Source organism: Aestuariivirga litoralis, from assembly GCF_003234965.1.
Classification (GTDB): domain Bacteria; phylum Pseudomonadota; class Alphaproteobacteria; order Rhizobiales; family Aestuariivirgaceae; genus Aestuariivirga; species Aestuariivirga litoralis.
Genome location: NZ_QKVK01000002.1, coordinates 596,802 through 623,133, shown reverse-complemented (window position 1 = coordinate 623,133; position 26,332 = coordinate 596,802). Strand labels below are relative to the sequence as shown.

The 26,332-nt window shown below is 62.1% G+C and carries 31 protein-coding genes; 24 read left to right on the top strand and 7 right to left on the bottom strand.

The genetic code is table 11. The annotated features are described in order from the left end of the window. Positions 1-25 precede the first annotated feature (25 nt). The 8 genes from ehuC (at position 26) to DK847_RS06945 (ending at position 7,579) form a co-directional block, all read left to right on the top strand. Positions 26-682 (top strand): ectoine/hydroxyectoine ABC transporter permease subunit EhuC, encoded by a 657-nt coding sequence (gene ehuC, locus DK847_RS06980; RefSeq protein WP_111197147.1) that lies wholly within the window; start codon positions 26-28, stop codon positions 680-682. A gap of 1 nt (position 683) precedes the next feature. Then, positions 684-1,343 carry an ectoine/hydroxyectoine ABC transporter permease subunit EhuD gene (gene ehuD / locus DK847_RS06975; protein WP_111197321.1) on the top strand — a complete coding sequence of 220 codons (660 nt, stop codon included), beginning with the start codon at positions 684-686 and terminating at the stop codon, positions 1,341-1,343. Then, positions 1,307-2,104: an ectoine utilization protein EutA gene (eutA, locus tag DK847_RS06970; protein WP_111197145.1), complete on the top strand. Its 798-nt coding sequence runs from the start codon at positions 1,307-1,309 to the stop codon at positions 2,102-2,104. The genes ehuD and eutA overlap by 37 nt, the downstream gene beginning before the upstream one ends. Positions 2,105-2,166: 62 nt before the next feature. After that, the gene (gene doeA / locus DK847_RS06965) at positions 2,167-3,348 is read left to right on the top strand and encodes an ectoine hydrolase DoeA (protein ID WP_111197144.1); all 1,182 of its coding nucleotides are present in this window, start codon (positions 2,167-2,169) and stop codon (positions 3,346-3,348) included. A gap of 4 nt (positions 3,349-3,352) precedes the next feature. Then, positions 3,353-4,360: a N(2)-acetyl-L-2,4-diaminobutanoate deacetylase DoeB gene (doeB, locus tag DK847_RS06960; RefSeq protein WP_425358683.1), complete on the top strand. Its 1,008-nt coding sequence runs from the start codon at positions 3,353-3,355 to the stop codon at positions 4,358-4,360. A gap of 14 nt (positions 4,361-4,374) precedes the next feature. After that, on the top strand, positions 4,375-5,388 hold the full coding sequence (gene eutB / locus DK847_RS06955) for a hydroxyectoine utilization dehydratase EutB (RefSeq protein ID WP_111197140.1): 1,014 nt from the start codon (positions 4,375-4,377) through the stop codon (positions 5,386-5,388). Positions 5,389-5,390: 2 nt separating this feature from the next. Next, on the top strand, positions 5,391-6,377 hold the full coding sequence (locus DK847_RS06950) for a cyclodeaminase (RefSeq protein ID WP_111197138.1): 987 nt from the start codon (positions 5,391-5,393) through the stop codon (positions 6,375-6,377). 17 nt (positions 6,378-6,394) lie between these two features. Next, positions 6,395-7,579, top strand: a complete 1,185-nt coding sequence (locus DK847_RS06945; protein WP_111197136.1) for a M24 family metallopeptidase — start codon at positions 6,395-6,397, stop codon at positions 7,577-7,579. A 381-nt stretch (positions 7,580-7,960) separates the two neighbouring features. Here the strand turns inward: DK847_RS06945 and DK847_RS06935 are convergent, their stop codons facing one another. The 5 genes from DK847_RS06935 to DK847_RS06915 all read right to left on the bottom strand — a co-directional run bounded on the left by DK847_RS06935 (position 7,961) and on the right by DK847_RS06915 (position 11,866). Then, complete coding sequence (locus tag DK847_RS06935) at positions 7,961-9,292, bottom strand: recombinase family protein (protein WP_111197133.1); 1,332 nt, start codon at positions 9,290-9,292, stop codon at positions 7,961-7,963. Then, positions 9,289-9,729, bottom strand: coding sequence for a DUF2924 domain-containing protein (locus DK847_RS06930; RefSeq protein WP_245414538.1), 441 nt, complete (start codon positions 9,727-9,729; stop codon positions 9,289-9,291). The genes DK847_RS06935 and DK847_RS06930 overlap by 4 nt, the downstream gene beginning before the upstream one ends. A gap of 335 nt (positions 9,730-10,064) precedes the next feature. After that, positions 10,065-10,745, bottom strand: coding sequence for a hypothetical protein (locus tag DK847_RS06925; protein ID WP_111197131.1), 681 nt, complete (start codon positions 10,743-10,745; stop codon positions 10,065-10,067). An 84-nt stretch (positions 10,746-10,829) separates the two neighbouring features. After that, positions 10,830-11,111 (bottom strand): helix-turn-helix domain-containing protein, encoded by a 282-nt coding sequence (locus tag DK847_RS06920; protein ID WP_111197129.1) that lies wholly within the window; start codon positions 11,109-11,111, stop codon positions 10,830-10,832. Continuing rightward, positions 11,108-11,866 (bottom strand): ImmA/IrrE family metallo-endopeptidase, encoded by a 759-nt coding sequence (locus DK847_RS06915; protein ID WP_111197127.1) that lies wholly within the window; start codon positions 11,864-11,866, stop codon positions 11,108-11,110. Before DK847_RS06915 ends, DK847_RS06920 begins: the two co-directional genes overlap by 4 nt. Positions 11,867-12,234: 368 nt before the next feature. Between DK847_RS06915 and DK847_RS06910 the strand changes: the two genes are divergently transcribed. The 15 genes from DK847_RS06910 to DK847_RS06840 all read left to right on the top strand — a co-directional run bounded on the left by DK847_RS06910 (position 12,235) and on the right by DK847_RS06840 (position 22,873). Then, positions 12,235-12,723, top strand: coding sequence for a sigma factor (locus tag DK847_RS06910; protein WP_161957180.1), 489 nt, complete (start codon positions 12,235-12,237; stop codon positions 12,721-12,723). 8 nt (positions 12,724-12,731) lie between these two features. Continuing rightward, positions 12,732-13,190, top strand: coding sequence for a hypothetical protein (locus DK847_RS06905; RefSeq protein WP_111197123.1), 459 nt, complete (start codon positions 12,732-12,734; stop codon positions 13,188-13,190). Positions 13,191-13,249: 59 nt separating this feature from the next. Then, positions 13,250-13,528, top strand: coding sequence for a hypothetical protein (locus tag DK847_RS06900; RefSeq protein ID WP_111197121.1), 279 nt, complete (start codon positions 13,250-13,252; stop codon positions 13,526-13,528). A gap of 8 nt (positions 13,529-13,536) precedes the next feature. Next, complete coding sequence (locus DK847_RS06895; RefSeq protein WP_111197317.1) at positions 13,537-14,283, top strand: ATP-binding protein; 747 nt, start codon at positions 13,537-13,539, stop codon at positions 14,281-14,283. A 29-nt stretch (positions 14,284-14,312) separates the two neighbouring features. Beyond that, positions 14,313-14,831: a DUF669 domain-containing protein gene (locus tag DK847_RS06890; RefSeq protein ID WP_111197120.1), complete on the top strand. Its 519-nt coding sequence runs from the start codon at positions 14,313-14,315 to the stop codon at positions 14,829-14,831. A 74-nt stretch (positions 14,832-14,905) separates the two neighbouring features. Beyond that, positions 14,906-15,277 carry a hypothetical protein gene (locus DK847_RS06885; protein ID WP_204508257.1) on the top strand — a complete coding sequence of 124 codons (372 nt, stop codon included), beginning with the start codon at positions 14,906-14,908 and terminating at the stop codon, positions 15,275-15,277. Between the two features lie 3 nt (positions 15,278-15,280). Beyond that, on the top strand, positions 15,281-16,228 hold the full coding sequence (locus DK847_RS06880) for a PD-(D/E)XK nuclease family protein (RefSeq protein ID WP_111197118.1): 948 nt from the start codon (positions 15,281-15,283) through the stop codon (positions 16,226-16,228). Continuing rightward, positions 16,222-17,958: a DEAD/DEAH box helicase gene (locus DK847_RS06875; RefSeq protein WP_111197116.1), complete on the top strand. Its 1,737-nt coding sequence runs from the start codon at positions 16,222-16,224 to the stop codon at positions 17,956-17,958. The genes DK847_RS06880 and DK847_RS06875 overlap by 7 nt, the downstream gene beginning before the upstream one ends. Then, on the top strand, positions 17,955-18,179 hold the full coding sequence (locus DK847_RS06870) for a DUF6511 domain-containing protein (RefSeq protein ID WP_111197114.1): 225 nt from the start codon (positions 17,955-17,957) through the stop codon (positions 18,177-18,179). Before DK847_RS06875 ends, DK847_RS06870 begins: the two co-directional genes overlap by 4 nt. Then, complete coding sequence (locus tag DK847_RS06865) at positions 18,179-20,446, top strand: PriCT-2 domain-containing protein (protein WP_111197112.1); 2,268 nt, start codon at positions 18,179-18,181, stop codon at positions 20,444-20,446. Before DK847_RS06870 ends, DK847_RS06865 begins: the two co-directional genes overlap by 1 nt. Positions 20,447-20,831: 385 nt before the next feature. Next, on the top strand, positions 20,832-21,320 hold the full coding sequence (locus DK847_RS06860; protein WP_111197110.1) for a crossover junction endodeoxyribonuclease RuvC: 489 nt from the start codon (positions 20,832-20,834) through the stop codon (positions 21,318-21,320). Continuing rightward, the gene (locus DK847_RS06855) at positions 21,317-21,601 is read left to right on the top strand and encodes a DUF6378 domain-containing protein (protein ID WP_146256067.1); all 285 of its coding nucleotides are present in this window, start codon (positions 21,317-21,319) and stop codon (positions 21,599-21,601) included. The genes DK847_RS06860 and DK847_RS06855 overlap by 4 nt, the downstream gene beginning before the upstream one ends. 2 nt (positions 21,602-21,603) lie before the next feature. Next, positions 21,604-22,161, top strand: a complete 558-nt coding sequence (locus DK847_RS06850) for a hypothetical protein (protein ID WP_111197107.1) — start codon at positions 21,604-21,606, stop codon at positions 22,159-22,161. A gap of 101 nt (positions 22,162-22,262) precedes the next feature. After that, the gene (locus tag DK847_RS06845) at positions 22,263-22,517 is read left to right on the top strand and encodes a hypothetical protein (RefSeq protein WP_111197105.1); all 255 of its coding nucleotides are present in this window, start codon (positions 22,263-22,265) and stop codon (positions 22,515-22,517) included. A 95-nt stretch (positions 22,518-22,612) separates the two neighbouring features. After that, positions 22,613-22,873 carry a formate dehydrogenase subunit delta gene (locus DK847_RS06840; protein WP_111197103.1) on the top strand — a complete coding sequence of 87 codons (261 nt, stop codon included), beginning with the start codon at positions 22,613-22,615 and terminating at the stop codon, positions 22,871-22,873. A 231-nt stretch (positions 22,874-23,104) separates the two neighbouring features. On the opposite strand, the gene DK847_RS20380 is transcribed toward DK847_RS06840, so the two are convergent. After that, a complete protein-coding gene (locus DK847_RS20380; RefSeq protein WP_146256066.1) occupies positions 23,105-23,431 on the bottom strand; it encodes a hypothetical protein in 327 nt (108 codons plus the stop codon). 1,040 nt (positions 23,432-24,471) lie between these two features. Between DK847_RS20380 and rnk the strand changes: the two genes are divergently transcribed. Beyond that, on the top strand, positions 24,472-24,873 hold the full coding sequence (gene rnk, locus DK847_RS06830; RefSeq protein WP_111197100.1) for a nucleoside diphosphate kinase regulator: 402 nt from the start codon (positions 24,472-24,474) through the stop codon (positions 24,871-24,873). 144 nt (positions 24,874-25,017) lie between these two features. Here rnk and DK847_RS06825 read toward each other — a convergent pair whose 3' ends face one another. Beyond that, positions 25,018-26,115, bottom strand: a complete 1,098-nt coding sequence (locus DK847_RS06825) for a DUF937 domain-containing protein (RefSeq protein ID WP_146256065.1) — start codon at positions 26,113-26,115, stop codon at positions 25,018-25,020. Positions 26,116-26,332 lie beyond the last annotated feature (217 nt).

The following is a 26,332-nucleotide window of genomic DNA, read 5'->3' as shown; positions in this document are numbered from 1 at the left end:
CATTCTCGTCACGAGGCCGGTGAACATGACCGAATGGTACGGTTATCTAAAGATGATCCTTGATGGTGCTGCCGTTACGGCGGAGCTAACAATAATGGGATCAGCACTTGCGCTCCTCATGGCCTTCGTCGCCGGCCTCGGTCGCATCGCTCCCTGGTCGCCCGTCCGGTGGCTGTCAAGCATTTACATCGAGTTCTTCCGTGGCACGTCAATCTTTGTGCAGCTGTTCTGGGTTTATTTCGTTCTACCCTTTGCTGGAATCACTTTGTCGCCGCTACTGGCGGGTGTTCTGGCGCTCGGTCTCAACGTTGGTGCCTATGGTGCAGAAGTCGTGCGCGGTGCGATTTTAGCGGTTCCGAGGGACCAGTCTGAAGCTTCAGTCGCGCTTAACTTCACGCGTTTCCAGCGCATGTGGTACGTGATATTGCCCCAAGCCGTGCCGCTGATGCTTCCGACTTTCGGGAATAACGCAATCGAGCTGTTAAAGGCAACTGCTGTGGTCTCCCTAATCTCCCTCACCGACATGACCTTCCAAGCTCAGGTCGTACGATCCCAGACGGGGAGCACGCTATTTCCATTCATTACCATCCTCATTCTCTACTTCATCATGGCGCTGGCGATCTCCGCATCAGTGCGTGGGCTTGAGCGTCGTATGACACGTGGCCTCGACGGAGTTCGATGAGATGGAGTGGGATTGGGCCTTTGTCGCTAAGATCATGCCCACCCTTTTGGAGGGGCTAAAACTCACGGTTCTTATAACTATTCTATCTGCCTTCGTCGCCGCTGGGTTGGGGCTGGTGCTGGCCATCGCCAAGCGTTCGCGAAATGGCTGGATCGCTAAACCCACCGCGATGCTGATAGAATTCATCCGTGGTACGCCGCTGCTAGTGCAGCTCTATTTCATCTTCTTTGTTCTACCAGATGTCGGAATCGTGCTGCCGCCATTGGTAGCTGGTGTCATAGGCATGGGCCTTCACTATGCGACCTACACGGCCGAGGTTTATCGTGCCGGCATCGAAAACGTGCCAAAGGGCCAGTGGGAGGCGGCACGCGCGACCAACCTCACGGTACCGCAGACTTGGATCCACGTCGTCATCCCGCAGGCCCTGCCGCCGATGATTCCTGCACTTGCCAACTACCTGATCGCGATGTTCAAGGAGACGCCGCTGCTCTCCGCCATCACGGTGCTGGAGCTTATGAACCAAGCGAAATCCGTGGCCAATTCGAATTACCGCTATATCGAGCCCATGACGCTGGTCGGTGCCTTCTTCCTGGTGATGAGCCTGCTGTCAGTCATCCTGTTGCGATGGCTCGAGCGTCGCTATGGGAGGCTTGCAAAGTGATCGACATCCTTATCTCTCCGCGTGCGCCGCAGCTTGATCTGCGCCCTGTGATGCACCGTATCGGTCTCATCGCGCTGTCCACCGATCACACGACGGAGGTAGACTTCGCCCGCATCCTGGCACCCGCAGGAATCGGCATCTACGTGGCGCGCATTCCTTTCGTAAACCCTGTGACGCCGGAGCGCCTGCGAGCCATGGAGCCTGACCTCGCAGGTGGCGCCGCGCTCATCCTGCCGGGCGAGAGCCTCGACGCAATCGTTTATGGCTGCACCTCGGCCTCGGTTTGCATTGGTGACGACGTGGTGCAGGCGCAAGTTACGCGCGGCAAACCCGGATGCCCTGTGGTGACGCCGGTATCCGCCGCGCTCAAGGGTCTGGCGGCACTCAAAGCGAGGCGCCTCTCGGTGCTTACACCCTACACGCCCGATACCTCGCGTCCAATGGCAGAGATGTTCGAGGCGGTGGGTTACACGATTGACCGCTTCACCTGCCTCAACATGACGGATGACCGTGATATGGCGCGTATTGCCCAAGACGAGCTCGTTGAGCTTGCGCGCGATGCGACGTCCCCGCAGTCCGACGCGCTGTTTATCTCCTGCACGGCGGTGCGCGCCGCGGGTATCATCGGCCGCATTGAGGCAGCGACAGGGACCACTGCGCTATCGTCCAACTATGCTGCCGCCTGGAACGCCGCGCGCATCTGCGGTGTGTCGGGCGCGCTGGCGCCTGGCCGCCTGATGGCTCTGCAGCTACCCCACTAAGGTGCTGAGACGCTCAGATAGCGAAATCCGAATATATTGAATTGATCCTATAGGAGATAAAAATGAGCGATGTCGAACTGCGCTTCACGCGTGAGGAGTATGGCGCCCGCATTGAACGCACGCGTCAATCAATGGTCGAGAAGGGTTTGGAACTCATTATAGTCTCAGACCCTTCGAACATGGCTTGGCTTACGGGCTATGATGGCTGGTCGTTCTACGTGCACCAGGGCGTTCTCGTCGGGCTCGAGGGGGAGCCCATTTGGTGGGGCCGCGCGATGGACGCGCAGGGTGCGAGGCGTACCGTCTTTATGCAACCGGACAACATCGTGGGTTATGATGATACCTATGTGCAGAACCCGCTGAAGCACCCGATGGAACAGCTCTCGCAGGTGATCACGTCGCGCGGTTGGGCGAAGGCGCGGATCGGCGTGGAGATGGACAATTACTGGTTCTCCGCCGCGGCCAGCGAGACCCTCCGGAGTCATTTAAAGGAGGCGCGCTTTTCTGATGCGACGGGTCTGGTTAACTGGCAGCGCAAAGTGAAGAGTTCGCGCGAGGTCGAGTTCATTCGCCGTGCCGCCGCTATAGTCGATGCTATGCATGCGAAGGTGATCGAACTGGTCGAGCCGGGTCTTCCCAAGAACGTACTGGTCGCCGAAATCCAGAAGCAGGCGATCCTCGGTGCAGGCGGCCACTGGGGTGATTACTGCGCCATCGTGCCGATGCTGCCGTCGGGCATTGATGCGACCGCTCCGCACCTCACTTGGGACGACCGCCCCTTTAAAAATAACGAGGGTACCTTCTTCGAGCTTGGCGGTTGCTACAAGCGCTATCACGCGCCGCTGTCGCGCACCGTCTATCTGGGCAAGCCGCCGCAGAAGTTCCTCGATGCCGAGAGGGCGGTGTCGGAGGCAACCGAGGCGGGGCTCGCCAAGTGCAAGCCCGGCGTCACTTGCGGCGAGGTGGCGGAGGCCTTCTTCGGAACGCTTCAGAAACGTGGCTTCCACAAGGATTCGCGCGCCGGCTACTCGATCGGCCTCTCCTATCCGCCGGATTGGGGTGAGCGCACACTTTCCATCCGCCGTGGTGACAAGACTGTACTGGAGCCCAACATGACGCTGCACTTCATGCCAGCGCTGTGGCTTGATGACGGCGGACTTGAACTCTCCGAGACGATCCTGATCACGGACACGGGCGTCGAGTGTCTGAGCAAGACGCCGCGCAAGTTAGTCGTGAAGGGGTGAAGTGATGGAAACTCAGGTTAGGCCGTCGCCGGTTTCGGCCACGGTGGACTTCGATTCGGACGGCATCCAGCATGGCTTTCTACGGCTGCCCTACAGCCGCGATGATGCCGCCTGGGGCTCAGTAATGATCCCGGTGACGGTGGTGAAGAACGGTGAGGGCCCAACCGCGCTCCTCACCGGCGCCAACCATGGCGACGAATATGAAGGGCCGATCGCACTGTTCGAGCTGGCGCGCAGCGTTCGGCCCGAGGATGTCAGAGGCCGCGTTATCATCGTTCCGGCTATGAACCAGCCGGCCTTCGCCGCAGGCACACGTACCTCGCCCATCGACAAGGGCAACATGAACCGCGCCTTCCCTGGGCGTCCCGACGGCACGGTGACGGAAAAAATCGCCGATTATTTCCAGCGCGTGCTGCTGCCCATGGCCGATGTGGTGCTGGACTTCCACTCGGGCGGCAAGACGCTGGACTTCCTGCCTTTCTGCGCTGCGCATATCCTGCCTGACAAGCAGCAGGAGGCGCGCGCCTTCGAGCTCGTGCGGGCCTTCGGCGCGCCCTATTCTGTGAAGATGCTCGAAATCGACGCTGTAGGCATGTATGATACAGCAGCCGAGGAGATGGGAAAGGTTTTCGTTACCACTGAGCTCGGCGGCGGCGGCACCGCATCCGCCCGCACCGCGCAGATCGCCATTGACGGCTGCCGCAACCTGCTGATCGCCGCCGGGATTCTCAAGGGCAAGCCTGAAGTGCGCAGCACGCAGTGGCTCGACATGCCCGATGGCGACTGCTTCACCTTCGCCGAGGACCATGGCCTTGTCCGCTTCTGCGCCGACTTGGGGGACAAGGTACAAAAGGAGCAGATCATTGCCTTCATCTACCCCATCGGGCGAACGGGCCTGAAACCAGTGGAGTTGCGGGCTCGTCGATCGGGCCTGTTCACGGCTCGGCATTTCCTGGGCCTCGTGAAGCCCGGTGACTGCGTGGCGGTCATAGCCGACGAAATCATCGGCTGAGGGTTGCACGAGCAATGGCTTGCACTGGCGGTCGCGAACTCCATGTGGGTATGGTCCAGGTCGCGCGTGCAGCCATTGCGGGGATGGCGGTAAAGACGCCCCTCATTGCCTCCCGCTGCCTTGAGGGTACTACCAAACAGCCTGTCTTCCTAAAGCTCGAAACGCTGCAACCCATCGGTGCATTCAAGCTGCGCGGAGCGGCTAATGCACTGTCCTTGCTGGGGGGGGATGAGCGCGCACGTGGCGTGGTGTGCTGTTCTACTGGTAATCACGGTCGCGCCGTGGCCTTCGCCGCGCGGCGACTGGGGATGCGCGCCACTGTCTGCCTCTCGCATCTCGTGCCGGAGGTAAAGATCAGCGCCATCGAAGCGCTTGGCGGAACAGTCCGGCGCGTGGGTCAGAGCCAGGATGAGGCGCAAGTCGAGGCGGACCGAATGGTGCGAGAGGAAGGTCTCACCGACATTCCGCCCTTTGATCATCCGCACGTCATTGCGGGTCAAGGCACGATTGCGCTCGAGATCCTCGAGGACCGTCCGGACATCGAAACTATCCTCGTGCCGCTCTCGGGCGGCGGCCTGATCGGCGGAATCGCGCTCGCGGCGAAGGCATTGAAGCCGTCCATCCGTATCATCGGCATCAGTATGAAGCGTGGTGCGGCGATGCAGGCGAGCCTCATGACGGGTCGGCCGGTCGAGGTCGAGGAACTGCCCACGCTTGCCGACTCGCTCGGCGGCGGGATCGGACTCCGCAACCGCTGGACCTTTGATCTCTGCCGCAACCTCGTCGACGACGTGGTGCTGCTGGACGAGTCGGAAATCTATCGCGGGATGCGCGTGCTACTGCTGGAGGAACGCCTCGTCGCTGAAGGTGCCGCGGCTGTTGGCCATGCCGCGTTGCTCGCAGGCAAGGTGAAGCTCGACGGCCCGGCGGCCATCATCGTCTCGGGCCAGAACGCACCCATGGAACAGGTACTCGCCATCGGCCGCGGCGAGCCCGTCACGCTGGGCGGCCTGGAAGTGAAGGGATGAACATGCGCGACATCTACGTTCTCACCGAGAAGGACCTCCGGGGCTGCGTGAGCCTGGGGCATGACACCGTGGCGGTCGTCGAGGACGCCTTCCGCATGCTGGCGACAGGCAAGGTCGTGATGCCGCCGATCCTGTCGATGGACATTCCGGACGCGCATGGCGAGGTCGATGTCAAGACGGCTTACATTCCCGGATTCGACGGCTTCGCCATCAAGGTGAGCCCCGGCTTCTTCGACAATCCCAGGATTGGCCTGCCGAGCCTCAACGGCCTGATGATCCTGTTCTCGGCGAAGACCGGGCTGGTCGAGGCGCTGTTGCTCGACAATGGCTACTTGACGGATGTGCGCACCGCCGCTGCCGGTGCGGTCGCGGCAAGACATCTCGCCCCCGCTGAGGTTGAAACAGCGGGCGTGTTGGGTACCGGCGTGCAGGCGCGCCTGCAGGTCGAGGCCGCCCATCTCGTTCGGCCCTTCCGCAAGGTGCTGGTCTGGGGCCGCGATGCTGCAAAGGCGGAAGCCTGCGCGAAGGATATCTCATCGCGTCTCGGTATCGCCGCCGAAGCTGCCTCGGCGGAGCGCACGGTGAAGGACAGCCAGCTGGTCATCACCACCACACCTGCCCGCGAACCCGTGCTCAAAGCCGCGTGGCTCCATCCCGGCCTCCACATAACCGCCATGGGGTCCGACCAGGCGGGCAAGAACGAGATCGAGGCGGCGGCCCTTGCGCGTGCGACGATCTATGTCTGCGACCGCATCTCGCAGGCCGAGAAGCTGGGCGAGCTTCGCAGCGCGCGGGAGGCAGGTCACCTCACGGACGTCATGCCCCCCGAACTGGGCGAGATCGTGTCGGACAGCAGGCCCGGACGCAGGAGCCAGGACGACATTACCATCTGCGATCTCACCGGCACCGGCGCGCAGGACACCGCCATCGCCACTTTCGCACTCAAGGCGGCACGCGCTGCGGCTGCCGGCACACTCATCAAGGCCTGAACGGGGACAACGCTCACATGGACATCTTCGAGAAACTCTTCGCGCCGGCGGAATTCGCGCGCCGCGTTGCCGATACCAAGGCCAGCATGCGCAAGGCTGGATTCGATCTCATAGTCTGCCAGGACCCTGCCAACATGTGCTGGCTCACCGGCTTTGACGGCTGGTCCTTCTACGTGCCGCAATGTGTGCTGGTCCATATCGATGAGGAGACGCCCATCTGGTTCGGTCGCGCGCAGGACGCCAAGAGCGCGCGCATCACCACTGACCTCCCCGACCAGAACATTGTGCCCTTCTCAGAGCCGCTGGTGCAGCATCCCGTCAACCACCCCTACGATGAGCTCGCACAACTGATCCGCGAACGCGGTTGGGGCAAGGCCCACATCGGCGTCGAGATGGATGCGCACTACTACACGGCGCGCTGCCACCAGCATCTGACCAAAGGTTTGCCCGAGGCGACATTCGCCAACAACGCCGACCTCGTGAACTGGGCCCGCCTCATCAAGTCTCCCGCCGAAGTCAGGCTAATGCGGGATGCCGGCCGCATCTGCACCCATGCCATGAACCGCGCCATCGAGGTGATGAAGCCGGGTATGCCGCAGCAGAACGTGATCGCTGCCATCTACGAAGCGCAGACCATCGGCGTGCCGGGGGCAGGCGGCGACTATGCCGCCATCTGCCCGCTCATGCCGGTGGGCGAGGGCACCTCGACGCCGCATCTCACCTGGACGGACAAACCGCTGCCCGACGACGTCCTGACCATGATCGAGATCGCCGGCGCGCGTCGCCGCTACCATGCGCCGCTCACCCGCACCATCTATCTCGGCAAGCCGCCGCAGCAGATGCTGGACGTTGCCAAGGTCGTGGTCGAAGGCGTGGATGCGGGCCTCGCCACCGCGAAGCCCGGCAACACCGCCGAACAGGTCGAGGCCGCGTGGCAGGCGGTCCTTCGCCGCAATGGTCTGAGGAAGGACAGCCGCGTCGGGTATTCGATCGGGTTGTCCTATCCGCCCGATTGGGGCGAGCGCACGGTGAGCCTGCGCCCCGGCGATACGACGGAGCTCCAGGAAGGCATGTGCTTCCATATCCAGTCGGGGCTCTGGCTCGCGGATTTCGGAGTTGCGATCTCCGAATCCTTCGTCGTCGGTAAGGGCGGCGGTGAGCGCCTCTGCGACGTTGCGCGTGAACTTATTGTGATCGAGTAGGTATAGAGAGGGCGGTGCTAAGCTGGGTTCCCCAAGGCAGACTAGACGTGGCAATGAGCATGTTGACCGCTAGGCCTGGTGGCTCTCTTGCTATTAAGAGGTGATGAAGCACCTCAGGCGATAGGAATGCCAGACGCATTGTCCGGCTGACAAACCGCTCCGTTACACCCTCCATCTTCGCCAGTTCACCTGCCGTCGCGACTTCTCCATTTTCGAGCTTCCGTCGCCACGCCCAAGCTCTTCCAAGCGCCTTCAAGATATGCGGATCTTGGGACCGCGACTCCAAGGCCTGAGTATTATCAGGGGGTAAGATCTTCGGTCGCCCGTTTTGCTTTCGGATGGCGAGCGGAATGACTACGCGGATGGTGTCGTCAGGTCTGGTCATTCCGCTGCTCTCATCTGGGTGGTCACGGTAAGTTCTCTGGCGAGCATCGCGATGCCGTTGTTGCGGAGGTCGACGGCGAGGCCTTGAGAGCTGACGGTGACCCGCTGAACCAGTAGGCGGACGATCCGCGACTGCTCGGCGGGTATCAGCCGCTCCCAGATGCCTTTGAAGTCTCTCAGCGCCTCGATGGCGGCACGTTCATCCAAGCGGTGGTCCGCCTGACGGCAGGTCTCGATCACCCGTGCGGCAACGTCTGGCGTCGCTACGAGGCGGCGCAATTCGGCGATGACGGCCTCTTCTACCATGGCACCTGGCAGGCGGGCAGGGCCGGTGTCTCCGTCGGTCTCCCGGTTGCGGATGGCGTCCATCGAGACGTAGTAGTGGTATAGCCGTTCGCCCTTCCGGGTGTAGGTCGGTGTCATGGCCGTGCCAGCGGCGGTGAATATCATTCCTTTGAGAAGGGCTTCGGAGCCCCGTCGGTTCTTTGCCCCACGCGAGCGAGGGCTTTCCTTCAGAATGGCATGTACGCCGTCCCAGAGGTCCTGGGTGATGATGGCCGTATGCTCGCCGGGATAGGAAGTTCCCTTGTGAACCGCCTCGCCGAGGTAGACCCGGTTTCTGAGGAGCTTGTAGAGGAAGCCTTTGTCGATGCGTTTCCCCCGCTTGTTGAGCACCCGCTCAGCCTGTAGTGCGCGCGCCAGCGTCGAGGCGGAGCCGAGTGCCACGAAGCGCTCGAATATCATGCGGACAGTCTGGGCCTCGGTTTCATTGACAACCAGCTTTCTGTCCCTGACGTCATAGCCCATGGGTACAAAGCCGCCCATCCACATGCCGCGCTTGCGGGACGCCGCGAACTTGTCGCGGATGCGCTCGCCGATCACCTCGCGCTCAAACTGGGCGAAGCTCAGCAGGATGTTGAGCGTCAGGCGCCCCATCGACGTCGTGGTGTTGAAGGACTGGGTGACGGAGACGAAAGTGACGTTGTTTCGGTCGAACACCTCGACCAGTTTCGCAAAATCCATCAAGGAACGGCTGAGGCGATCGATCTTATAGACGACGATCACGTCGATCAGACCGGCCTCGATGTCCTTGAGCAATTGTTTCAGGGCAGGGCGTTCCAGCGTGCCGCCGGAGAACCCACCATCATCATAACGCTCGCGGATGGCTGCCCAGCCCTCGGACCGCTGACTGGCAACATAAGCCTCGCAGGCCTCCCGTTGTGCGTCGAGGGAGTTAAACTCCATATCGAGGCCTTCTTCCGTGGACTTGCGGGTGTAGATGGCGCACCGCGAGCGCTTCGGCATCTGGACCACAGATGACTTGCTCATGCCCGGTTCTCCCTCTTCTTCTCGCGCATCCCGAAGAACCGAAAGCCGTTCCAGTTCGTGCCGGTGATCGCCTTGGCAACCGCAGAGAGGGAGCGAAATTTCCGCCCCTGCCAGTCGTACCCGTCCCGCAGCACTGTGACGGTATGCTCAGCCCCGTCCCACTCCCGCACCAGGCGCGTGCCGACCACAGGATTGCGGGGGTCGGCCACCATGTTCTTGCGCGAAATCTTGCCCTCGACCTCGTCGGCCAGCAGATCCAGCACCCGGCGGGTTTCCCGGGTGAGGCCGCCATAGGTCAGCTCCTGTATTCGGTAGCCGATCCGAAGCTCCAGGAATGCGCGGGCATTATTGGGAGCAGGGGTGCCGAACAGCGCCTCCCATTTGGCCTTAAGCTCGTTGACCGACAGTTTTTGCATGGCCGCCAGCTGGGCCAACACGGCCCCGTCCGTGGCGGCGTCTTCTCCCGGCCGCGGGAGTCCCTGTGGCTTCGGTTTCGTCGCAGTTTGCATCATTACCCTCCAACTCGGTTGTGCGGTTTGCGACGGTGAGCACCGCTCTTGGTGGGTGCTAAGTCGACAACTGTCTGAGACTGCGGCGCAGATAAAGAACTGGACTGTGTCGCGAACATGCGGATGAGGCCGGTGGCCAGAGTGCGGCCCACTTCTGCGAGCCGGTCGTCCGGGGACATGCGGGTGGGATGGGAATGTTGATTCACGGGCAGCGGGCTCCATGGTCTCTGCCTGTGTATTACTTGCGCGCTCCCGATTTACTCTCAGGGGGTCGATTGCTGTTTGGCAGCCTGCAAAGAGCCTTCCGCGCGAAGCCTTTGCCACAGCGGCTTGATCTTCTTCTTGATGGTGCTGTCGTCTGGAACACGCTTTCCTTGGGCCTCAAGCCATGCGGCCACATGCTGAACCAGTTCGGCCTGGGTTTCCGGGATCCCTTCGAGAAAGAGCATGGCGCAGAGCTCAACCCAGATATCGTCCCAGTCGTACTTCGAGGGTGCGCCGCGGCGGCTGAGATCGCTACCGCCATCCAGGGCTCCCAAGGCGGGGTGAACCTTCTCGAACCGTAGGAACTCCTCGTGAGAGACGACGAGATCGCTCTTCTGGACGAGGTGCTGGTTGTCGCCGGTCGCATTTTCGATCATGGCGAACTGCTCTGCCGGGGCCGCGAGCGTCGTGATCGCAACCTCGCCATGGCGGAGAACCCGCCAGGCATCGCTCTGGGTCAGGGGAACGAGACCGATGATGTAGCTGTGGCTGGTGGCAATCCGGTCGACGACACCCGCAGCGGACGGGCGGCAGAGGCCATAAGTGACCCTGAGGCCGGCAACTGTTGCGGAAACAGTCAATGCTCCGGACAGCACGAAGGACATCAGATCCCGCTCTGTCAGGCTCCAGCGGGTGAGGACTTCATCGACATGGTAAAAGGGCTTTGAAAAATAGGTCATGGAACGCTCCGGACGAGAAAACGATGCCTGCCGCCGGACGCCGTCCCGCGGGTGTGATGTGTCAGGTAGAAGTGGTCGAAAAGCTTAAGGCCGGGCGGAAGAATTGAACCGCCGGTATAGCGACACAACCTGCGGCAGTTCCTTCTGCATGTCGGGCGGAAGACGCGCCGCCTGCAGGAAGAGCTCATCGACGCTCATGCCCAGCAGTGCTGCGGTCTTCTCGATCAGCTCGTCCCGGGGCGCCTTCTCGATCCCGCGCTCGACGCGCGACCAATAGGCCGGCGAGATTCCGATCCGCCCTGAGAACTCGTTCAGGCCATATCCCATCTCGATACGGCGCTGGCGGATATAAAGCCCGAAGCTCATGAGCGTCCTCCCGTGCGGTTTCTGCGCGTGATCAGCTTGTACTGGTCGAGGCGCACGCTCATGAAGCGCGGCGATACCCCGAACTCCTGGGCGAGAACCTCGGTGATACCTGCTACAGCGTCGGGGTCGTTGTCGCCCGACACGACCGGCCACGCCGGATGCCCGGCGCTCCTGGTCCTCACGATGGCAAGGCGCTCATTGCGGGCGTGGTGCAGAAGCCGGCGGTGCACGGCGAGCGCAGGGGCGAGTAGGGCACCCATGAACTCGTTGGCCCGCCATTCGCAGAAGCAGACCGCTGCGGCGTTCCGGAAGGCGTTGTCGGCAGCCTCTGCCGACCGGTAGTGCCGATAGGACGCGGCCTGACCTCCAAGCGTTTCGGGGATGTCGAACACCACATGCCCCAGTTCGTGCGCGGCCGTGCTCAGCATGATGTCGGGCCGGTTGTGGAGAAGGGGGCCGTTGATGCAAACGTTTGCGGTGCCGGCAAGCTCCGCGTCCGTCTCGCACACGCCATAGACCTCGAGCCCCGCAGTGTCGTGGACGTGGTGCTGGAAGTCCCAGGCGATCTCGACCGCCCGGCCGTTGATGACGATCCCGGGGAACAGCTTCGGCATGTCGGAGGCCTCCAGCGGCTGCTCCGGTTCCCGCGGAAAAACCTGCCGGCGCAGCATATTGGCCACCAGCCAGAAGCGCGGGGCATCATCGGCATTCCGCCGGTCGGGGAAGGATGGAGCGTAGGTCAGCGACAGTGTCATGGGGAGCCCTCCCGGCCGGATTGCCTGTTGAGTGTTCACTATATGTTCCACTCGTCAAAAGAGTCCAGAGGGAGATTTTGGAGGTGGGGAATAATTCGGAATTCTTCCCCGAATTTGCCGCCAATTCCGCCCCCCAATTATTCCCCGGAAAGCCAAATTCATTGAGAAGTATTTGTTCCTGTTCACGAAAACTCGGGGAATAAATCGGCAAGGGTATTTATTCCCCTTTATTCCCCATTCCGCCTCGCTTTCCCCGGAGCGGCGGTGTTCTCCTCGGGGCGTTCGCAACAACGCCACCGACGAGACGCAGAATGCTTCAGCACTCCATACCCCTTCCACTGCAGGACCAGACTGCACTTGCGGTTGCCATGAGTGCAGCCAATCGCCGTGCAGGACAGCTGGCGCGGCAGGTCAGGGATCCTGCACGTGACCGTGACGATCACCGCCAGGACATCCTGCTCGATCTCCTCCAGCGGGCCCACCGGTTCGACGCCGAACGTGGCTCCTGGGGTGCCTTCGTCACGGTTGTGACCCGCCATGCTGCGCTGACGCTCCTGGCGCAGCACCTTCGCTCCGCCATCATCGAGAACACCCCGACCGACGACCTCGCGGATCCCAGGAGTCATGTTGAAGCCGCAACGTTGCTGTCGATCGACGTGAAGGCCGCACGCCGGCGCCTGCCGCCATCTCTCTCCGAGATCCTCGATGCGATTACCGAGGAGGGGAGCGTCACGGGCGCACAGCGGGCCGGTACACTGCCGGCGGCGTCCTTCTACCGCGCCCTCCGTCAGCTGCGCCTTCGCCTCATCGCGGCAGGTCTCAAACCGTCCACCGTCAACGTGGCAGCGAGCAACTGAGGTCTCTAATGCTGAACATCGCAACCAACTCCTCGATCTTCCCCCGGAGCCGGGACCTCACGGTTACCGACATCATGAACGACGTCGACCTCTGCGTCTGGGTCGCCGACGCCAGGCCCGGCGCCCGGATTGTCTATTACACCGGGCATCTGAGCCGCGACCGTCTCCCGCACATCGACGGCTACTCCGAGGCCGTCCGCCGCAAGATCGGCGAGCTTGGCAATGCCGCCTGGATGCTGGGCGACGAGAACTGGGTCCACCTGATCCAGCGCCGCGTCTCCATGGGCTGCTGGGAGTACATCGCGGTCCGCCGCGCCGATACGCCGAAGCAGAAGCCCGTCTATCGCATCATCCAGTCCCTGGCCCGTGAGCCGCGCAAGAGCAACCGCGAGAAGCCCGCCGCCGCGGACATAGTTGCGCCGGCTGGCGGCATGCCGATGGCGACCGGGCCGCCCAACGACGCCTGAACCTTCAGCCCTTCTCAATCGACGCTTTTTTCAACCGTCAAACAACGGAACGAGAACTCATGTCCGCAATCCAGACCCGCTCCCATGTGGAGCTTGCCGCCCGGCTGATCGACGTAGTCGGTCCCGACCGGTACCACCGCCTCAATGAGGCAATTGCCCTGGCCGATGCCGAGGCGATCGGCTTTGCGCTGCGCATCGTCACCGACGCGATCGGCAATCACGACCGCACCCGTGACCAGCTCTATGCGCTCCGTGACTTCCTGCTGGGCATAGCTGCCGGCGGCACCCCGCTGGGCGAAGGCGCAGTCACGACCACACCAACCACCAACGCGCAGTGAGGTCCGCCATGGCAATCTCTCTCGCATCACTCAAGACCTCGAGCCAGCTCACGCCACCGGCCATCATCGTCCACGGCGTGGCGGGGGTGGGCAAGACCACTTTCGCCGCCGGCAGCGACAAGGCCGTCGCTGTCTGCACCGAGGACGGTCTCGGCACCCTGAAGCTGCCGCACTTTCCCCTGGCACGGAGCTTCGAGGAGGTCATCGAGGCGCTGGCAGCGCTCCATGCCGAACCGCATGAGCACCGCACGCTGGTGGTCGACAGCCTCGACTGGCTGGAGCCGCTGATCTGGCAGCATGCCTGCAAGATCAACAACTGGTCGACGATCGAGGAACCCGGCTACGGCAAGGGCTATATCGCGGCCCTCGACCTGTGGCGCCAGTACCTCGACTGGATCAATGCGCTCCGCGAGGACCGCCGGATGATGGTGGTGCAGCTCGCGCACACCGACATCAAGCGTTTCGACAGCCCCGAACACGAGCCCTACGACCGCTACGTGATCAAGCTTCACGCACGCGCCGCGGCATTGCTGCAGGAACATGCCGACATCGTGCTGTTCGCCAACTACCGCATCTCGACGGTGAAATCGGATGTCGGGTTCAACAAGAAGGTGACCCGTGCGCTCGGGAGTGGCGAACGGGTTCTCTACACCGCCGAGCGTCCCGCCTTCCTCGCCAAGAACCGCTACGGGCTTCCCGATGTCCTTCCCCTGGACTGGGACGCCTTCGCCGCGGCCATGCCCAAGTTCGACTGACCCCACACACCATCACAGGAACCATTACAATGGCACGTTTCGACACCACCTTCGACGCCAGCGGCGTCGAGCCCCTCACCGGTTACGAGCTTCTCCCGGCCGGGGATTATCTTGCCCAGATCGTTGAGAGCGAGATGCGCCCCACCCGCAGCGGGACCGGCGAGTATCTCTGGATCGGGATGGACATTCTCGAGGGCCAGTATCAGGGCCGCAAGGTCTATGACCAGCTGAACCTCATCAACCAGAACCCCACCACCGTGGAAATGGCCCAGCGCACGCTGTCGGCGATCTGCCATGCGACGGGGGAACTGCATGTCAGCGACTCCGAGGACCTGCACTTCAAGCCCATGACCATCCGGGTTTCGATCAGGAAGCCCAAGGACGGCGGACAGGAGCGGAACCAGATCCGCTACCTCGTGCCCAAGGACGAGGCGCCCACAGCGCCCGCACGCCCGGCAGCGCCGCAGCGTCCGGTCCGTCCCGCCACCACGGCAACGCCCACGGCGCCGCAGCGCCCCAACGCGGCACCGTGGAAAGCCAAGGCCTGAGGCAAAACCAGGCCGCTGCCGGGCTTCCTCAGGCCTTCGGCGGCGGTCTTCCCCTCGAACTTACGGAGACATCGATGGATACCCTTCATTCCGCTGATTCCGCGGCCGCCGGAGCCTTGTCCGACGCCGGCCCCGATGTGCGCAGGTTGCGGCTTGCCGCCCTGGACGACGCCATTGCGCGTATCCGCACGCAGATCGCGGCTGCCGATCTCGAGCGTCAGGCCCGGGGCAAGAAGATCGATCCCAGCTGGTTCCACCGCGCCAAGACGGCCATGCGGCACCTGCAGCGCGAGCGCGTCGAACTGCTTGCGACCGGCCCCGTTACCGCGCGCCGCAAGGCGAGGCTCAAGGACGCTATCATCGAGGTGGTGCGCCGGGACCATGACGAGGCGAGTTGGGCCACCGTACTGAACGAGGCCCGGTGCCTCGTCGCTGGGGAGGGTTGAGTCATGGTCAAGCTCCCTCCGGTACCCACCCCCACCGTCGATGCAATCCTCGCCACATACGAAACTGCCCAAGGCGACGGCTTCCGGGAACATCTCGGCGCGTCGCTCATCGGCAAGTCCTGCGAGCGCGCCCTCTGGTACGACTTCCGCTGGGCCACATGCTCGCGGCACGAGGGCCGCATCCTGCGCCTGTTCGAGACCGGACAACGCGAGGAAGAACGTCTCGTGCGCAATCTCCGTGCCACGGGTGCCACCGTGCTGGAGGTCGATCCCGCCACGGGGCGCCAGTTCCGCGTCGAGGCCCATGGCGGTCACTTCGGCGGTTCTCTGGACGGCATCGCGCTGGGGCTCCGCGAGGCCCCGAAAACCTGGCATGTGCTCGAGTTCAAGACGCATTCGGCCAAGAGCTTCGGACAGCTGGGCTCCAAGGGCGTTGCCGCCTCGAAGCCCCAGCATGCCGCACAGATGCAGATCTACATGCATCTGATGGGGATTTCCCGGGCCTTCTACCTCGCCGTTTGCAAGGACACCGATGCCCTCTACGCCGAGCGTGTGGAGGTCGATCACGAGGAGGCCGGAAGGCTCATGGCCAAGGCCTCGCGCATCATCGATGCGCCGCGACCGCCGTTCCGGATCAGCGAAGACGCCTCCTGGTTCGAGTGCCGCATGTGCAGCCACCGTGCCGTCTGCCACGAGGGTGCGAAGGCCGCCGTCACCTGCCGGACCTGCCTGCACTCGACCCCCGTCGAGGGTGGCTGGCACTGCGCCCGGCACGGCCACATGCCCGATTCCATCGATCAGCGCATCGCCTGTAGCAAGCACCTGTTCATACCCGATCTTGTCGGCGGTGAAGTGAGCGGCGCGGGCGATGACTTCGTCGCCTATCGCATGAAGGACGGCTCGTGCTGGGTCAATGATGCGCGGAGCGAAGACGAGGTGGAGTCATGCTGAAACTTCGTCCCTACCAGCAGGAAGCCATTGATGCCATCTACGCCTACTTCGGGAAACACACCGGCAATCCGCTGATCGTGATCCCGACGGCCGGGGGCAAGAGCCTTGTTATGGCTGCCTTCTCCGAGGGCGTCCTCAAGACCTGGCCCGACCAGCGCATCCTGATCGTGACCCATGTGCGGGAACTGATCGCCCAGAACCATGCCGAAATGCTGGGACTCTGGCCCGAGGCACCGGCGGGTGTCTACTCCGCCGGTCTCGGCAGGCGGGAGGCGGATGCCCGCATTCTCTTCGCCGGCATCCAGTCGGTCCATCGCAAGGCGGTCGAGATCGGTCACTGCGATCTGGTACTGATCGACGAGGCGCATCTGATCCCGGTTTCCTCAGCCACCATGTACCGGCGCTTCATCGACGAGCTTATGGCGATCAATCCGAAGCTAAAGGTGATCGGCTTCACCGCAACCCCCTATCGCCTCGACAGCGGGATGCTGCACGAGGGCGATGCGGCGCTGTTCACCGATCTTGCCTTCGAGGTGTCGGTGCGCGAGCTGATCGACCGGGGCTACCTCTGCCCGCTGGTCAGCAAGCAGCCGAAGACGAGGCTAGATGTCGGAGGTGTCGGCAGCCGCGGCGGCGAGTTCATTGCCAGCGAGCTGCAGGCGGCTGTCGACAAGGAGGCCATCACCCGGGCGGCGGTCTCGGAAGTCATCGCCTACGGCGCGGAGCGGAAGTCGTGGCTTGCCTTCTGCTCGGGCGTCGAGCACGCCCGCCATGTTGCCGAGGAGTTCCGCGGCCGTGGCATTACTTGTTCGACCATCTTCGGTGACACGCCGAAGGACGAGCGGGACAAGATCATCGCCGCGTTCAAGCGCGGAGAAATCCGCGCACTGGCGTCCATGGGCGTGCTGACCACTGGCTTCAATGCGCCGGGTGTCGATCTCATCGCGATGCTGCGCCCCACCAAGTCCGCCGGTCTCTATGTCCAGATGGCGGGTCGGGGCACGCGTCTGGCGCCAGGCAAGGCGAACTGCCTCGTCCTCGACTTCGCCGGCAATGTCAGCCGCCATGGACCTATCGACCTCGTGGAACCACGCAGGCCTGGCGGAGCTGGTGGAGGCGAGGCTCCCACAAAGGTCTGTCCGGAATGCGAGAGCATTCTTCCCATCGCCGCGAGCGAATGCTCGGACTGCGGCTATGAGTTTCCGGCACCGGAGGTGAAGATCGCACCCACGGCGTCGACACTCGCCATCCTGTCGGGGAAACGTGACCGCTGGGTGGAGGTGAGCTCCGTCACCTACAGGAAGCACGTGAAGGAAGGCAGCCCGCCCTCGCTCAGGGCCGAATATCATTGTGGCTTCGTGATCCACAAGGAATGGGTCTGCTTCGAGCATCAGGGCTATGCCCGGCTCAAGGCCGAAGGCTGGTGGGAGCGCCGGTCCGTTGCACCGTTCCCGCGGACGGTCGATGAGGCCTTGAATGCGTCCGGCGGGTTGCTGCGTCCGAGCCACATCTTCGTCCGTTCAAACGGCAAATTCACTGAAATCTCCAAGCACAGGTTCGAAGCATGCACGCCACCGATGTCGGCCTTTGCGCCGTCTGCCATCGCGAGCCGCGCCACCATGGCTGGTTCGACGCCAACTACCGGGCTTCCGACCCCCGCCGGGACCCGACCCGCCGGCGGCTCTGCAGTCGCGTCTGCCAGGACATCTGTCACGGGAGGAAAGGCATGATCGATCCGAGCCCCAATGAGAAAGCGGCCATGGAGCATGGCGGCCAGATGGGCGGCGAGTATCTCGACAGCCTTGGCAAGACCGATCTCGCCTCCTTCACGGTGGAAGAGTGGACCACCTTCATCGAATGCGTGGTCACGGGCTACTGCGACTGCCTCCGCGAGCTCGCGTCCACCGACCGAAATCGGCTTGACGCCATGAAACAAGGAGTGCCGTTCTGATGGCAAACGAAAACTTCATGGCGCGCCATGGCGAACGCCTGCTGAGCAATGGCTATTCCATTCTCCCGGTCGCGCCCGGCACCAAGAAGCCGGGACGTCTTACGCGCGGCACGTGGAGCGACTATCCCGAATGGAACCGCCATTCCGAGCGACCGACGACGGAGATCGAGCTCAAGTCCTGGTCGCGCTGGCCTGGCTGCGGCATCGGCATCGTGGGAGGTGCCGTGGCGGCGGTCGATATCGACATCGCCGACAATCCGGAACTGGCGCTGGAGATCGAGCAACTGGCACGCGCGCGCCTTGGCGACACCCCGGCCATTCGTATCGGCCAGGCTCCGAAGCGAATGCTGGTCTACCGGACGTCGGCGCCCTTCAAAGGCCTCAAGCGCCACCCGCTGGAGGTGTTGTGCCTCGGCCAGCAGTTCGTCGCCTATGCGATCCACCCCGCAACAGGCGAACCCTACGCGTGGCCGGAGGAGGGACTTGCGGACATTGATGTCGCCAGCCTGCCCGAGATCGACGAGGACATGGCGCGCGCGTTTCTCGATGAGGCCTATTCGCGCCTTCCAGCGGAACAGCGCCCGGCATCGCTTTGCGATGGGGCAAGCACTTCTGGCTTGCCAGCCCATACCCGGAGGGGAACACTCCCTGCAATCCGCGCGGCGCTGGCCTTCATCCCCAACGCCGAGCTCGACTACGACAGCTGGGTGCGTGTCGGTCTGGCGCTCAAGGGTGCGCTGGGCGAGGACGGGGCAGAGCTGTTCGTCGCCTGGTCGGCGCAGGCAGCCAAGAATGACGATGCCTTCACCGCACGAAGCTGGGTGTCCTTCAAGCCCAACAGCATCGGCGCGGGCACGATCTATCATCTCGCGATGGAGCGCGGCTGGGTTCCTGACGCGGGTCTCGTGCTTGATGGCTCATTGCCTGTTGAAGATGCGCATCCGGCCAGCGCACTGCTGGAGAAACTCTCGGAACCTTCGAACCCGCGCCCTGCGACTGCTCCTGCCGCGCCCTTCGATCTGGTCATTCCGGGTGGCCTGGTGGGAGATCTCACCCGTTACATGATTGCCACCGCCCGCCGGCCGCAGCCGCTCTTGTCGCTCGGCGCCAGCCTCTGCGCCATCGGAGCGCTGATGGGCAGGCTCTACCGGACGGAGAGCAATCTCCGGTCGAACCTTTATGTCGTCGGCATCGCCGACAGTGGCTCCGGCAAGAACCACGCCCGCGAAATCGTCAACGAGGTGTTCTTCGAGGCCGGGCTCGCCAATCACCTCGGTGGCAACAAGATCGCCTCGGGGGCAGGGCTGCTGACGGCACTTCACCGGCAGCCCGCCATCCTGTTTCAGATCGACGAATTCGGCATGTTCCTTTCGGCCGCCGCGGACAGGAAGCGCAGCCCGCGTCACATCACCGAGATACTCGACAACATGACGGAGCTCTTCACGGCCGCCGGAGGCATATTCCTGGGGGCCGAGTATGCCAATCGGGACGGCATGAACGAGCGGCGCGACATCGTCGAGCCATGCCTTTCTGTCTACGGCACGACCACGCCGCTGCACTTCTGGGGCGCCTTGCAGGGGGCGAACGTGGCGGACGGCTCTCTCGCCCGTTTCCTCATCCTGCCCAGCGAGGACAGCTATCCCGACGAAAATCTCGGGGCAGGACTGCGGGAGGCGCCGCGGGAGCTGCTGGAAGGCCTGCAAAGGATCGCCGCTGGTGGTGGTCGGCAGCGTGGCAATCTTGTCGGCAAGACCTCCGGCGCAAGCGCCGCTGTGGATGCTGCCGTTGTGCCGATGACGGGGGATGCGAGGACTTGCTCTGCGATGCTCAGTCGTGAGCTGACGGTGGAACTTCGATCCGCCGCCGGAACGGCCTTCACCTCGATCCTCGCCCGCATCGGCGAGAATGCCATGAAGCTGGCGCTGATCATCGCTGTGGGGCGTGATTCGGCGCAACCTGTCATCGACGCGCATGATGCCGAGTGGGCGATCCGCTTCGTGCGGCACTTTGCCGGCCGGACGATGGAGGCCGTCGAGCGTCATGTCGCGGACACCGAGACGGAGGCCCATTTGAAGCGCCTTCGGGAGATCATCCGTGTCGCCGGAAGCAGCGGGCTGACGAAATCGGAGCTTACGCGCGCATCGCAGTGGCTGAAGGCGCGCGATCGCGATGACATTCTCAATACTCTGATCGAAAGCGGGGACATCAAACCGGCGATGCGGGAGACTGGTGGACGCAGGGCCATGATCTACCGCGTCGTGGTCTGAGGGCTTCCTTCAATGCCACCCATTCTTCAATTGAAAGAAGTTGCCTCAGAAGTGGCTGATCTGAATCGGGTTTTTCTGCGCGGACCCTTCTTTCAATCTTTCAAGGAGTGCCATGTATGTATGTGCATCCCCGCGCGCGCGTTATAGATAGAATTGAGTATCCATTGAAATAATAGAAATATTGAAAGAAGGTACAGAGGGTAGTCATCTCAAGGACTTAACCCCCGACTTCCTTCAAGAACGGCTCTTGAAGAAACTGAAGAAAGCCTCCGGCGGTTTTCCGCCTGGCAGATGACCTGACCAGACCCCTTTCGGGTCCGGGCGATGCGCCTCCTTCACAGGACAGCGACATCGCCCCGGCCGCCAACCCGAAGAGGAGGTCGTCATGACCCAATCACCTGACAACGTCGCGAGCATTCTCGCGCTCGATTTGGGCAGCACCACTGGCTGGGCTGTCCGCAACGGCCGCTGCCGGATCCTGCATGGCACGGCCGAGTTCCGTCCGACCCGCTTCGAAGGCGGAGGCATGCGCTACCTCCGCTTCGGACGGTGGCTCGAACAGACGCTCGAGGTTACCGGCGGCATCGATGTCGTCTACTTCGAGGAAGTGCGCCGCCACATCGGCACGGACGCAGCACATGTCTTCGGCGGACTGCTCGCTACGCTGACCGCCTGGTGCGAGGGGCGCGGTATCCCGTACCAAGGCGTGCCGGTCGGAACCTGGAAACGGCATGCCTGCCGCAAGGGGAATGCTAGCAAGCACGAAGTTATCGCCGCCATGCGTCAGCGCGGTTTCGAGCCTGCGGATGACAACGAGGCGGATGCCATCGCCATCCTGCTCTGGGTACTCGAGACGGAAGGGGGTGTCGCATGAGCACTCCTGCAGAGATGTTCCTCAAACATGTTGCCAACGTCGTGGCCGAGCGAAGCACCCAGTACGGCGATGCGGCCGGCAACATGGCGGCCATCGCTGCCCGCTGGTCCAGCACGCTGGGCTGGGAAATTACCCCGTCACAGGTGGTGCTCTGCCTCCTCGACCTGAAACTGGCCCGTCTCGCCCATGACCCCACCCACGAAGACTCGGCAGTCGATGTCTGCGGTTACGCTGCTCTGCTGCGCGAGCTTGCCGAAACCACCAATACGGAAGGACGCTGAACATGGCACCTGGACGCAAGCGCAAACCCGGCAAGCGCTACCCCTGTGGCAAGCGCACGAAGCAGCAGCTGGAGATGGATGCCATGAGCACGGTGATCGATGCACGGCGCCGGCACTTTGGGGTTACGGCGAAGCAGGCGAGGGACGAGAGGCTTGGTACGGCTCTGGGTCGCCTCGCCTTTCGGGAGATGATCAGCGAAACGCAATACCAGGCGGGGGTAGCATTCGCCCAGCTCTACCAGCAGCATCATACGGTACTTGGGCTTCCTTCGCCCAGCCCGCGGTCGGTTGCCGGGCTCCTCATCAATGAGGGTATCTTCGGAACCACTCCGAGCGAGCCTGCTGCGGAGGTGGTAGATAAGCTGAAGCGGCGGTTCGGCGATGCCACCGATGTGCTCGATGCTTGCGATCGCGAGCATCGACTGTCGCCGGGGCAACGTCCGACGCTTCTGGTCTACCGGGTCATCTGTACCGATCAGGATGCGATGAACTGGCCGGAGGAGGATCTCGGTAACCTGCGGGTGGCGCTAAATGCGCTCGTCAGGTTGTTCAGGCTTTGAGCCGGAAGCGATGGGGCCGGTCTCGGCCGGCCCTGATTTCCCGGGGACTCGACATTCCTGCACGTTCCTGTTATGTTCCAGTCTATCACAGGAGACCCGTCATGGCAGAGATCACGTATTTTGTGGTGGTTCCCTTCCAGGAAACGGAGAACGGATTGGTGGCCGATCAGGGCATCCAATGCCCATCCGAACGCTCGGCCATCGCCCAGGCGCGTGGCGCTGTTTCCAAGGGAGCGATCGGTGCGATCGCCTTCAGGCGCTCCGGAGATCCGAACATTGGCGAGTACGGCGAAGCCGTTCTCATTTGCAAGGAGGGTGATCTGCCGGACGGTGTGATGGAAATGCTGGCCGCCTGACAATCACGCGAAGGTGTCTGGAACTTCTCGCCTGCTGTGGCATCCTTGATCGGTAGGCCTTGCGTCTCATGCGTCCTGAACCAAGGAGGCAGCCAATGGATAGCCATCTTGTTCACATGGCGAACGACATCGCCAGGTTCCATCAATCGTTCTCGGAAGACGAGGCGATGCAAATGGTGGCAGAGCACATCAACAAGAACTGGGCTCCTTCCATGCGCCAGAAACTCTTCGAGGAGTTTCAGGAACACCCTTCCGAATTCAACAACCTGATCGCCAAGAGCCTCTTGAAGATCAATTGTGCGAAGTACAATCCCAACCAGAATGAGATCCGGGATAAGGAAGGCACTGGCGGCTAAGCCAGAATGTCTGGCTGAGTTTGGGCGGATCTCACACGCGGGGCATTCGGCACGCTGAATGGTGAGCGATGAAGTACTGGGACAGGTGCCTCCCGCGAATTGAGAGCGGCAGTACGGACAGAGCCGACCTCTGTTTCAGATTGTCGACGTCATGCCAACGGCAATCGAGACGAACAGGACCGAGCAAACGAGCACGAGCAGCAACATAATGACATCCATGGAATGCGCTCCTCAGTGTCCGATCTTGAGAAAGGCCGGGCGCGGATCGAGTAGTCCAGGTAATCCGGCAAAGTGCTCTTCCGGCGGACCACCCGCAGCATAAGTGAAACCAATGCGGTCATCGGCTCTCCAGCCGGCCTTGACTTCGTGAGTCACATCTGAGGGAAGGAATCGTACCTGAAGGTTCGATCCGAGGTCAGCGTGTTCCGGTAGGCTGACTTCGACCCAATCCTGACCTGCAGCCATCACACAGCCAATGTGCAGGCGCTTGCCTACCTGATCGCTGATTTCGGCAAAACGCATGACGAAGTTGCTCAGCGGAGATTGGGGGGTGTTCATGCTGTATCCCTCTTACATGACAGTGGAGATGCACGAGCAGGCACGGGTGTTATCTAAAAGCTAGATTGAAAATCCATGTTTGAAATTGCGCTGGATCAAACTCAGAGGTGATGGTCATTTTCGTTTGAGTGAGATCAGAGAACAAAATCTCTGGTCGTATAATGGCGCCGCAATACCAGTTGCGCGGTCTCCCGAGTTCAGCGTGTAGAGCCGCTGAACCGGAGCACTTGTCGTCGAGTTTGGTGATCTACTTGATCGCCTGCACAAGTCAGGATGCCTTGCACTGGGCTGAGGAGGGCATCGGTAACCTACGGGTGGCGCTCAATGCGCTGGTCAGGCTGTTCAGGCTTTAGCAAGTCGGGCTTCACGGCCTGCTACTTCAACCTGCTTTGCGTTCCCAAGTGACTTGTTGACGGAAAGGCGGCTTACGCTTTTTCGGGAGATAGGTAATCGTGGACTGATTGATGGGCTCCCTCGGTGGTGTTGCGGCGTCACCGAGAACATCCAGGATCGCAGTCCGGAGTTCATCTCGCGTCCTTGTGGGGAAGCGATAGGACAGACCCCAGAGGGCAACTTCAACATCAAACGGTTGACGTTGAGCCGCAAAGCCGCGCGCCAGCAGTTCGATTACATCCCTCAAGGCCTAGCACTGCACTCCCAGATCAGCCAGTGTGTACATGCCCCAAAACTGTCCGACCTGGAATGATCCAACCACGGCAGACCTTTGATACCACTAAGTGAAACTGCGGTATCGGCGCAAATAGGCAGCGTTTCCGAGCCGGGCTACTCCCTCGGACTGTGAGCGCCCCGCCAGCTCCAATGCATATGATGAGCTCCTCTTCGCGCGTAGGGCGCTATCTTGTAATGATCGCTGTGGCGACATAGTAACGTTCAATGATCAGGCAATTGGAAACCATGCGACTTATCTTCGGTCCATAGGCCTCGGCCCTGTTCACTGAAACACTGCCGAGGCGCAAGGAGTCGATTGTCGTTTCCCTGATCCTCATCAGCCCGAAGCTGCTTCTCAATGGAATTCAACCATGAATAATGGCAACGCTCGTCCTCCAATCGTCATCAGCGATGTGGACAAGAGCGAACTCTCGAAGATTGCACGTTCCGCTGCGAGCAAGCTGCCTGATGTCGCGGAAGAGTTGATGATTGAACTTGAGAGAGCTGAAGTCTGCGAGAGCGGACGCGTGCCGCTCGGCGTCGTTCGGATGTACTCTGTGGTGCGGTTCACAACCGATCGAGGGTCGGAGCACAGTGTAATGCTGGTCTATCCAGAGGACGCGGACATCATCCGCGATCGCCTGTCAATACTCTCGCCGATGGGCACTGCACTGATTGGTCTTTCTGAAGGTCAGGTGATGCACTGGACGGACAGGAACAGCCAAAGCCGATGGCTGAAGGTGATTGAGGTCGACAATCAGCCGCGCGATTGACGAGTGGCGCTGCCACCGCACCAAGAGCGACGTTCAGAATCCTGAATGTCGCTGAATACCCACCTCACGCGAGTGGCCGAGCGTGTTGGTCGAGAGCCTCCACCGTATCTAAAAGATACGGTGGAGATATTCATGAGCTGCCGGTCAGGCCGATTTGGCGAGTGCTTCGACCTTCGTCAGCAGGGCATCAACTGTCGGCTTCACAACGTCACCGACACCCGGAATCGCCATTACCTTGGCGATCAGTTCCTTGAGGGTAGGCAGGAAAGTGTTGACCATACCAGCAACCGCCGTGCGCTGCTCAGGCGACAGCTTGGCGAGAATGGCGGCCAGACCGTCCACCGACTTAACAGCGTCTTCGAGCTTCGGGAGTGCGGCCTGGGCGCTCGCCACGTCGGTTATACCGCCGAGTGCGGACTTGAGGCCATCCATAGAGGACGTCAGCTGGGCGTTCAGATCGACGCCATCCACGACAAGAGCAGTGGCACTGCCCGCTGCCTGCTGCGCAGCGTCCTTCACCGCCTGTGTGCCTTGGCCCAGGAAGTACCAGGCCGCGGCAGCGATAATGGCGAGTGGAATGATCCAGGCTAGCCAATTGGTGCCGGTCTTCTTGGCAGCATTGGCTGCCTGAGCGGTTGCTGCGGATGCACTGCGGGCAGCATCGTTGACAGCGCGGGTTGCGTTACCAGCAAAGTTCCCTCCGAGAACGCCGGCGGTGGACAGCATGCTGCCGAGGCCAGCGGGAAGAGCCGAGGCGATGTTACCTTGCTGTGCACTGAGGAGGCCTGACAGCGAGGAGGCATTGAGGCCACCGCCGGTTACCGACTTGGCGAGCTGGCCCATGGCGAGCTGGCTGGCGAGACCGATAATCGAGGAAGAAGCATCAGCACCAATGCCTGCCTGCTTACCGATGACGCCGGAGAGGCTTTGGACGGCATTCTCGCCGAGCAATGAGCCCAGCGAACCGAGACCGCCCTGGACGAAGTTCGCGCCAGCAGCGCCAGTAAGCGTCGATGCAAGGTCTCCCATGGGACCGGTGTTGGTCTTTGTCACGGCATCGAACAGCGAGCGCGCGCCGACTTCGGTCGAGGCCTTGCTGCCAAGCGCACCGAGAACTGCAGGCACGGCCGCTGCGAGAGCGGCCTTCGCGGTGCCGCTGCTCACGCCGAGCGCCGCTGCGATCTTGTCGAGCAGCGCGGGAGCGAGCATGTTGAGAATTGAGGTAACGATGTTAGATGACACGTGTGTTGCTCCAATAAGTCTGGTTGACGAGATCCGCACGCGGCAGTCGCTCGTCAGCGACGTATGGGGCTGGCAAAGCCTTGGAACTGTTCTGAATTAGGCAATTGGGGGAACTTCTTGATTAGGTGTTTCCACTCGCATGAAGCGGTGTAAATCGATTGCATGAGCCCGGACTTCAGAAACCCGACGCCTTGTGGCCAACTTTTCATTGGTGCAC

Coding starts and splice junctions, on each gene's coding strand:
- ehuC (WP_111197147.1), top strand. CDS start 26: ATGACCGAATGGTACGGTTATCTAAAGATGATCCTTGATGGTGCTGCC.
- ehuD (WP_111197321.1), top strand. CDS start 684: ATGGAGTGGGATTGGGCCTTTGTCGCTAAGATCATGCCCACCCTTTTG.
- eutA (WP_111197145.1), top strand. CDS start 1,307: ATGGCTCGAGCGTCGCTATGGGAGGCTTGCAAAGTGATCGACATCCTT.
- doeA (WP_111197144.1), top strand. CDS start 2,167: ATGAGCGATGTCGAACTGCGCTTCACGCGTGAGGAGTATGGCGCCCGC.
- doeB (WP_425358683.1), top strand. CDS start 3,353: ATGGAAACTCAGGTTAGGCCGTCGCCGGTTTCGGCCACGGTGGACTTC.
- eutB (WP_111197140.1), top strand. CDS start 4,375: ATGGCTTGCACTGGCGGTCGCGAACTCCATGTGGGTATGGTCCAGGTC.
- DK847_RS06950 (WP_111197138.1), top strand. CDS start 5,391: ATGCGCGACATCTACGTTCTCACCGAGAAGGACCTCCGGGGCTGCGTG.
- DK847_RS06945 (WP_111197136.1), top strand. CDS start 6,395: ATGGACATCTTCGAGAAACTCTTCGCGCCGGCGGAATTCGCGCGCCGC.
- DK847_RS06935 (WP_111197133.1), bottom strand. CDS start 9,292: ATGAGCAAGTCATCTGTGGTCCAGATGCCGAAGCGCTCGCGGTGCGCC.
- DK847_RS06925 (WP_111197131.1), bottom strand. CDS start 10,745: ATGACCTATTTTTCAAAGCCCTTTTACCATGTCGATGAAGTCCTCACC.
- DK847_RS06920 (WP_111197129.1), bottom strand. CDS start 11,111: ATGAGCTTCGGGCTTTATATCCGCCAGCGCCGTATCGAGATGGGATAT.
- DK847_RS06915 (WP_111197127.1), bottom strand. CDS start 11,866: ATGACACTGTCGCTGACCTACGCTCCATCCTTCCCCGACCGGCGGAAT.
- DK847_RS06910 (WP_161957180.1), top strand. CDS start 12,235: ATGAGTGCAGCCAATCGCCGTGCAGGACAGCTGGCGCGGCAGGTCAGG.
- DK847_RS06905 (WP_111197123.1), top strand. CDS start 12,732: ATGCTGAACATCGCAACCAACTCCTCGATCTTCCCCCGGAGCCGGGAC.
- DK847_RS06900 (WP_111197121.1), top strand. CDS start 13,250: ATGTCCGCAATCCAGACCCGCTCCCATGTGGAGCTTGCCGCCCGGCTG.
- DK847_RS06895 (WP_111197317.1), top strand. CDS start 13,537: ATGGCAATCTCTCTCGCATCACTCAAGACCTCGAGCCAGCTCACGCCA.
- DK847_RS06890 (WP_111197120.1), top strand. CDS start 14,313: ATGGCACGTTTCGACACCACCTTCGACGCCAGCGGCGTCGAGCCCCTC.
- DK847_RS06885 (WP_204508257.1), top strand. CDS start 14,906: ATGGATACCCTTCATTCCGCTGATTCCGCGGCCGCCGGAGCCTTGTCC.
- DK847_RS06880 (WP_111197118.1), top strand. CDS start 15,281: ATGGTCAAGCTCCCTCCGGTACCCACCCCCACCGTCGATGCAATCCTC.
- DK847_RS06875 (WP_111197116.1), top strand. CDS start 16,222: ATGCTGAAACTTCGTCCCTACCAGCAGGAAGCCATTGATGCCATCTAC.
- DK847_RS06870 (WP_111197114.1), top strand. CDS start 17,955: ATGATCGATCCGAGCCCCAATGAGAAAGCGGCCATGGAGCATGGCGGC.
- DK847_RS06865 (WP_111197112.1), top strand. CDS start 18,179: ATGGCAAACGAAAACTTCATGGCGCGCCATGGCGAACGCCTGCTGAGC.
- DK847_RS06860 (WP_111197110.1), top strand. CDS start 20,832: ATGACCCAATCACCTGACAACGTCGCGAGCATTCTCGCGCTCGATTTG.
- DK847_RS06855 (WP_146256067.1), top strand. CDS start 21,317: ATGAGCACTCCTGCAGAGATGTTCCTCAAACATGTTGCCAACGTCGTG.
- DK847_RS06850 (WP_111197107.1), top strand. CDS start 21,604: ATGGCACCTGGACGCAAGCGCAAACCCGGCAAGCGCTACCCCTGTGGC.
- DK847_RS06845 (WP_111197105.1), top strand. CDS start 22,263: ATGGCAGAGATCACGTATTTTGTGGTGGTTCCCTTCCAGGAAACGGAG.
- DK847_RS06840 (WP_111197103.1), top strand. CDS start 22,613: ATGGATAGCCATCTTGTTCACATGGCGAACGACATCGCCAGGTTCCAT.
- DK847_RS20380 (WP_146256066.1), bottom strand. CDS start 23,431: ATGAACACCCCCCAATCTCCGCTGAGCAACTTCGTCATGCGTTTTGCC.
- rnk (WP_111197100.1), top strand. CDS start 24,472: ATGAATAATGGCAACGCTCGTCCTCCAATCGTCATCAGCGATGTGGAC.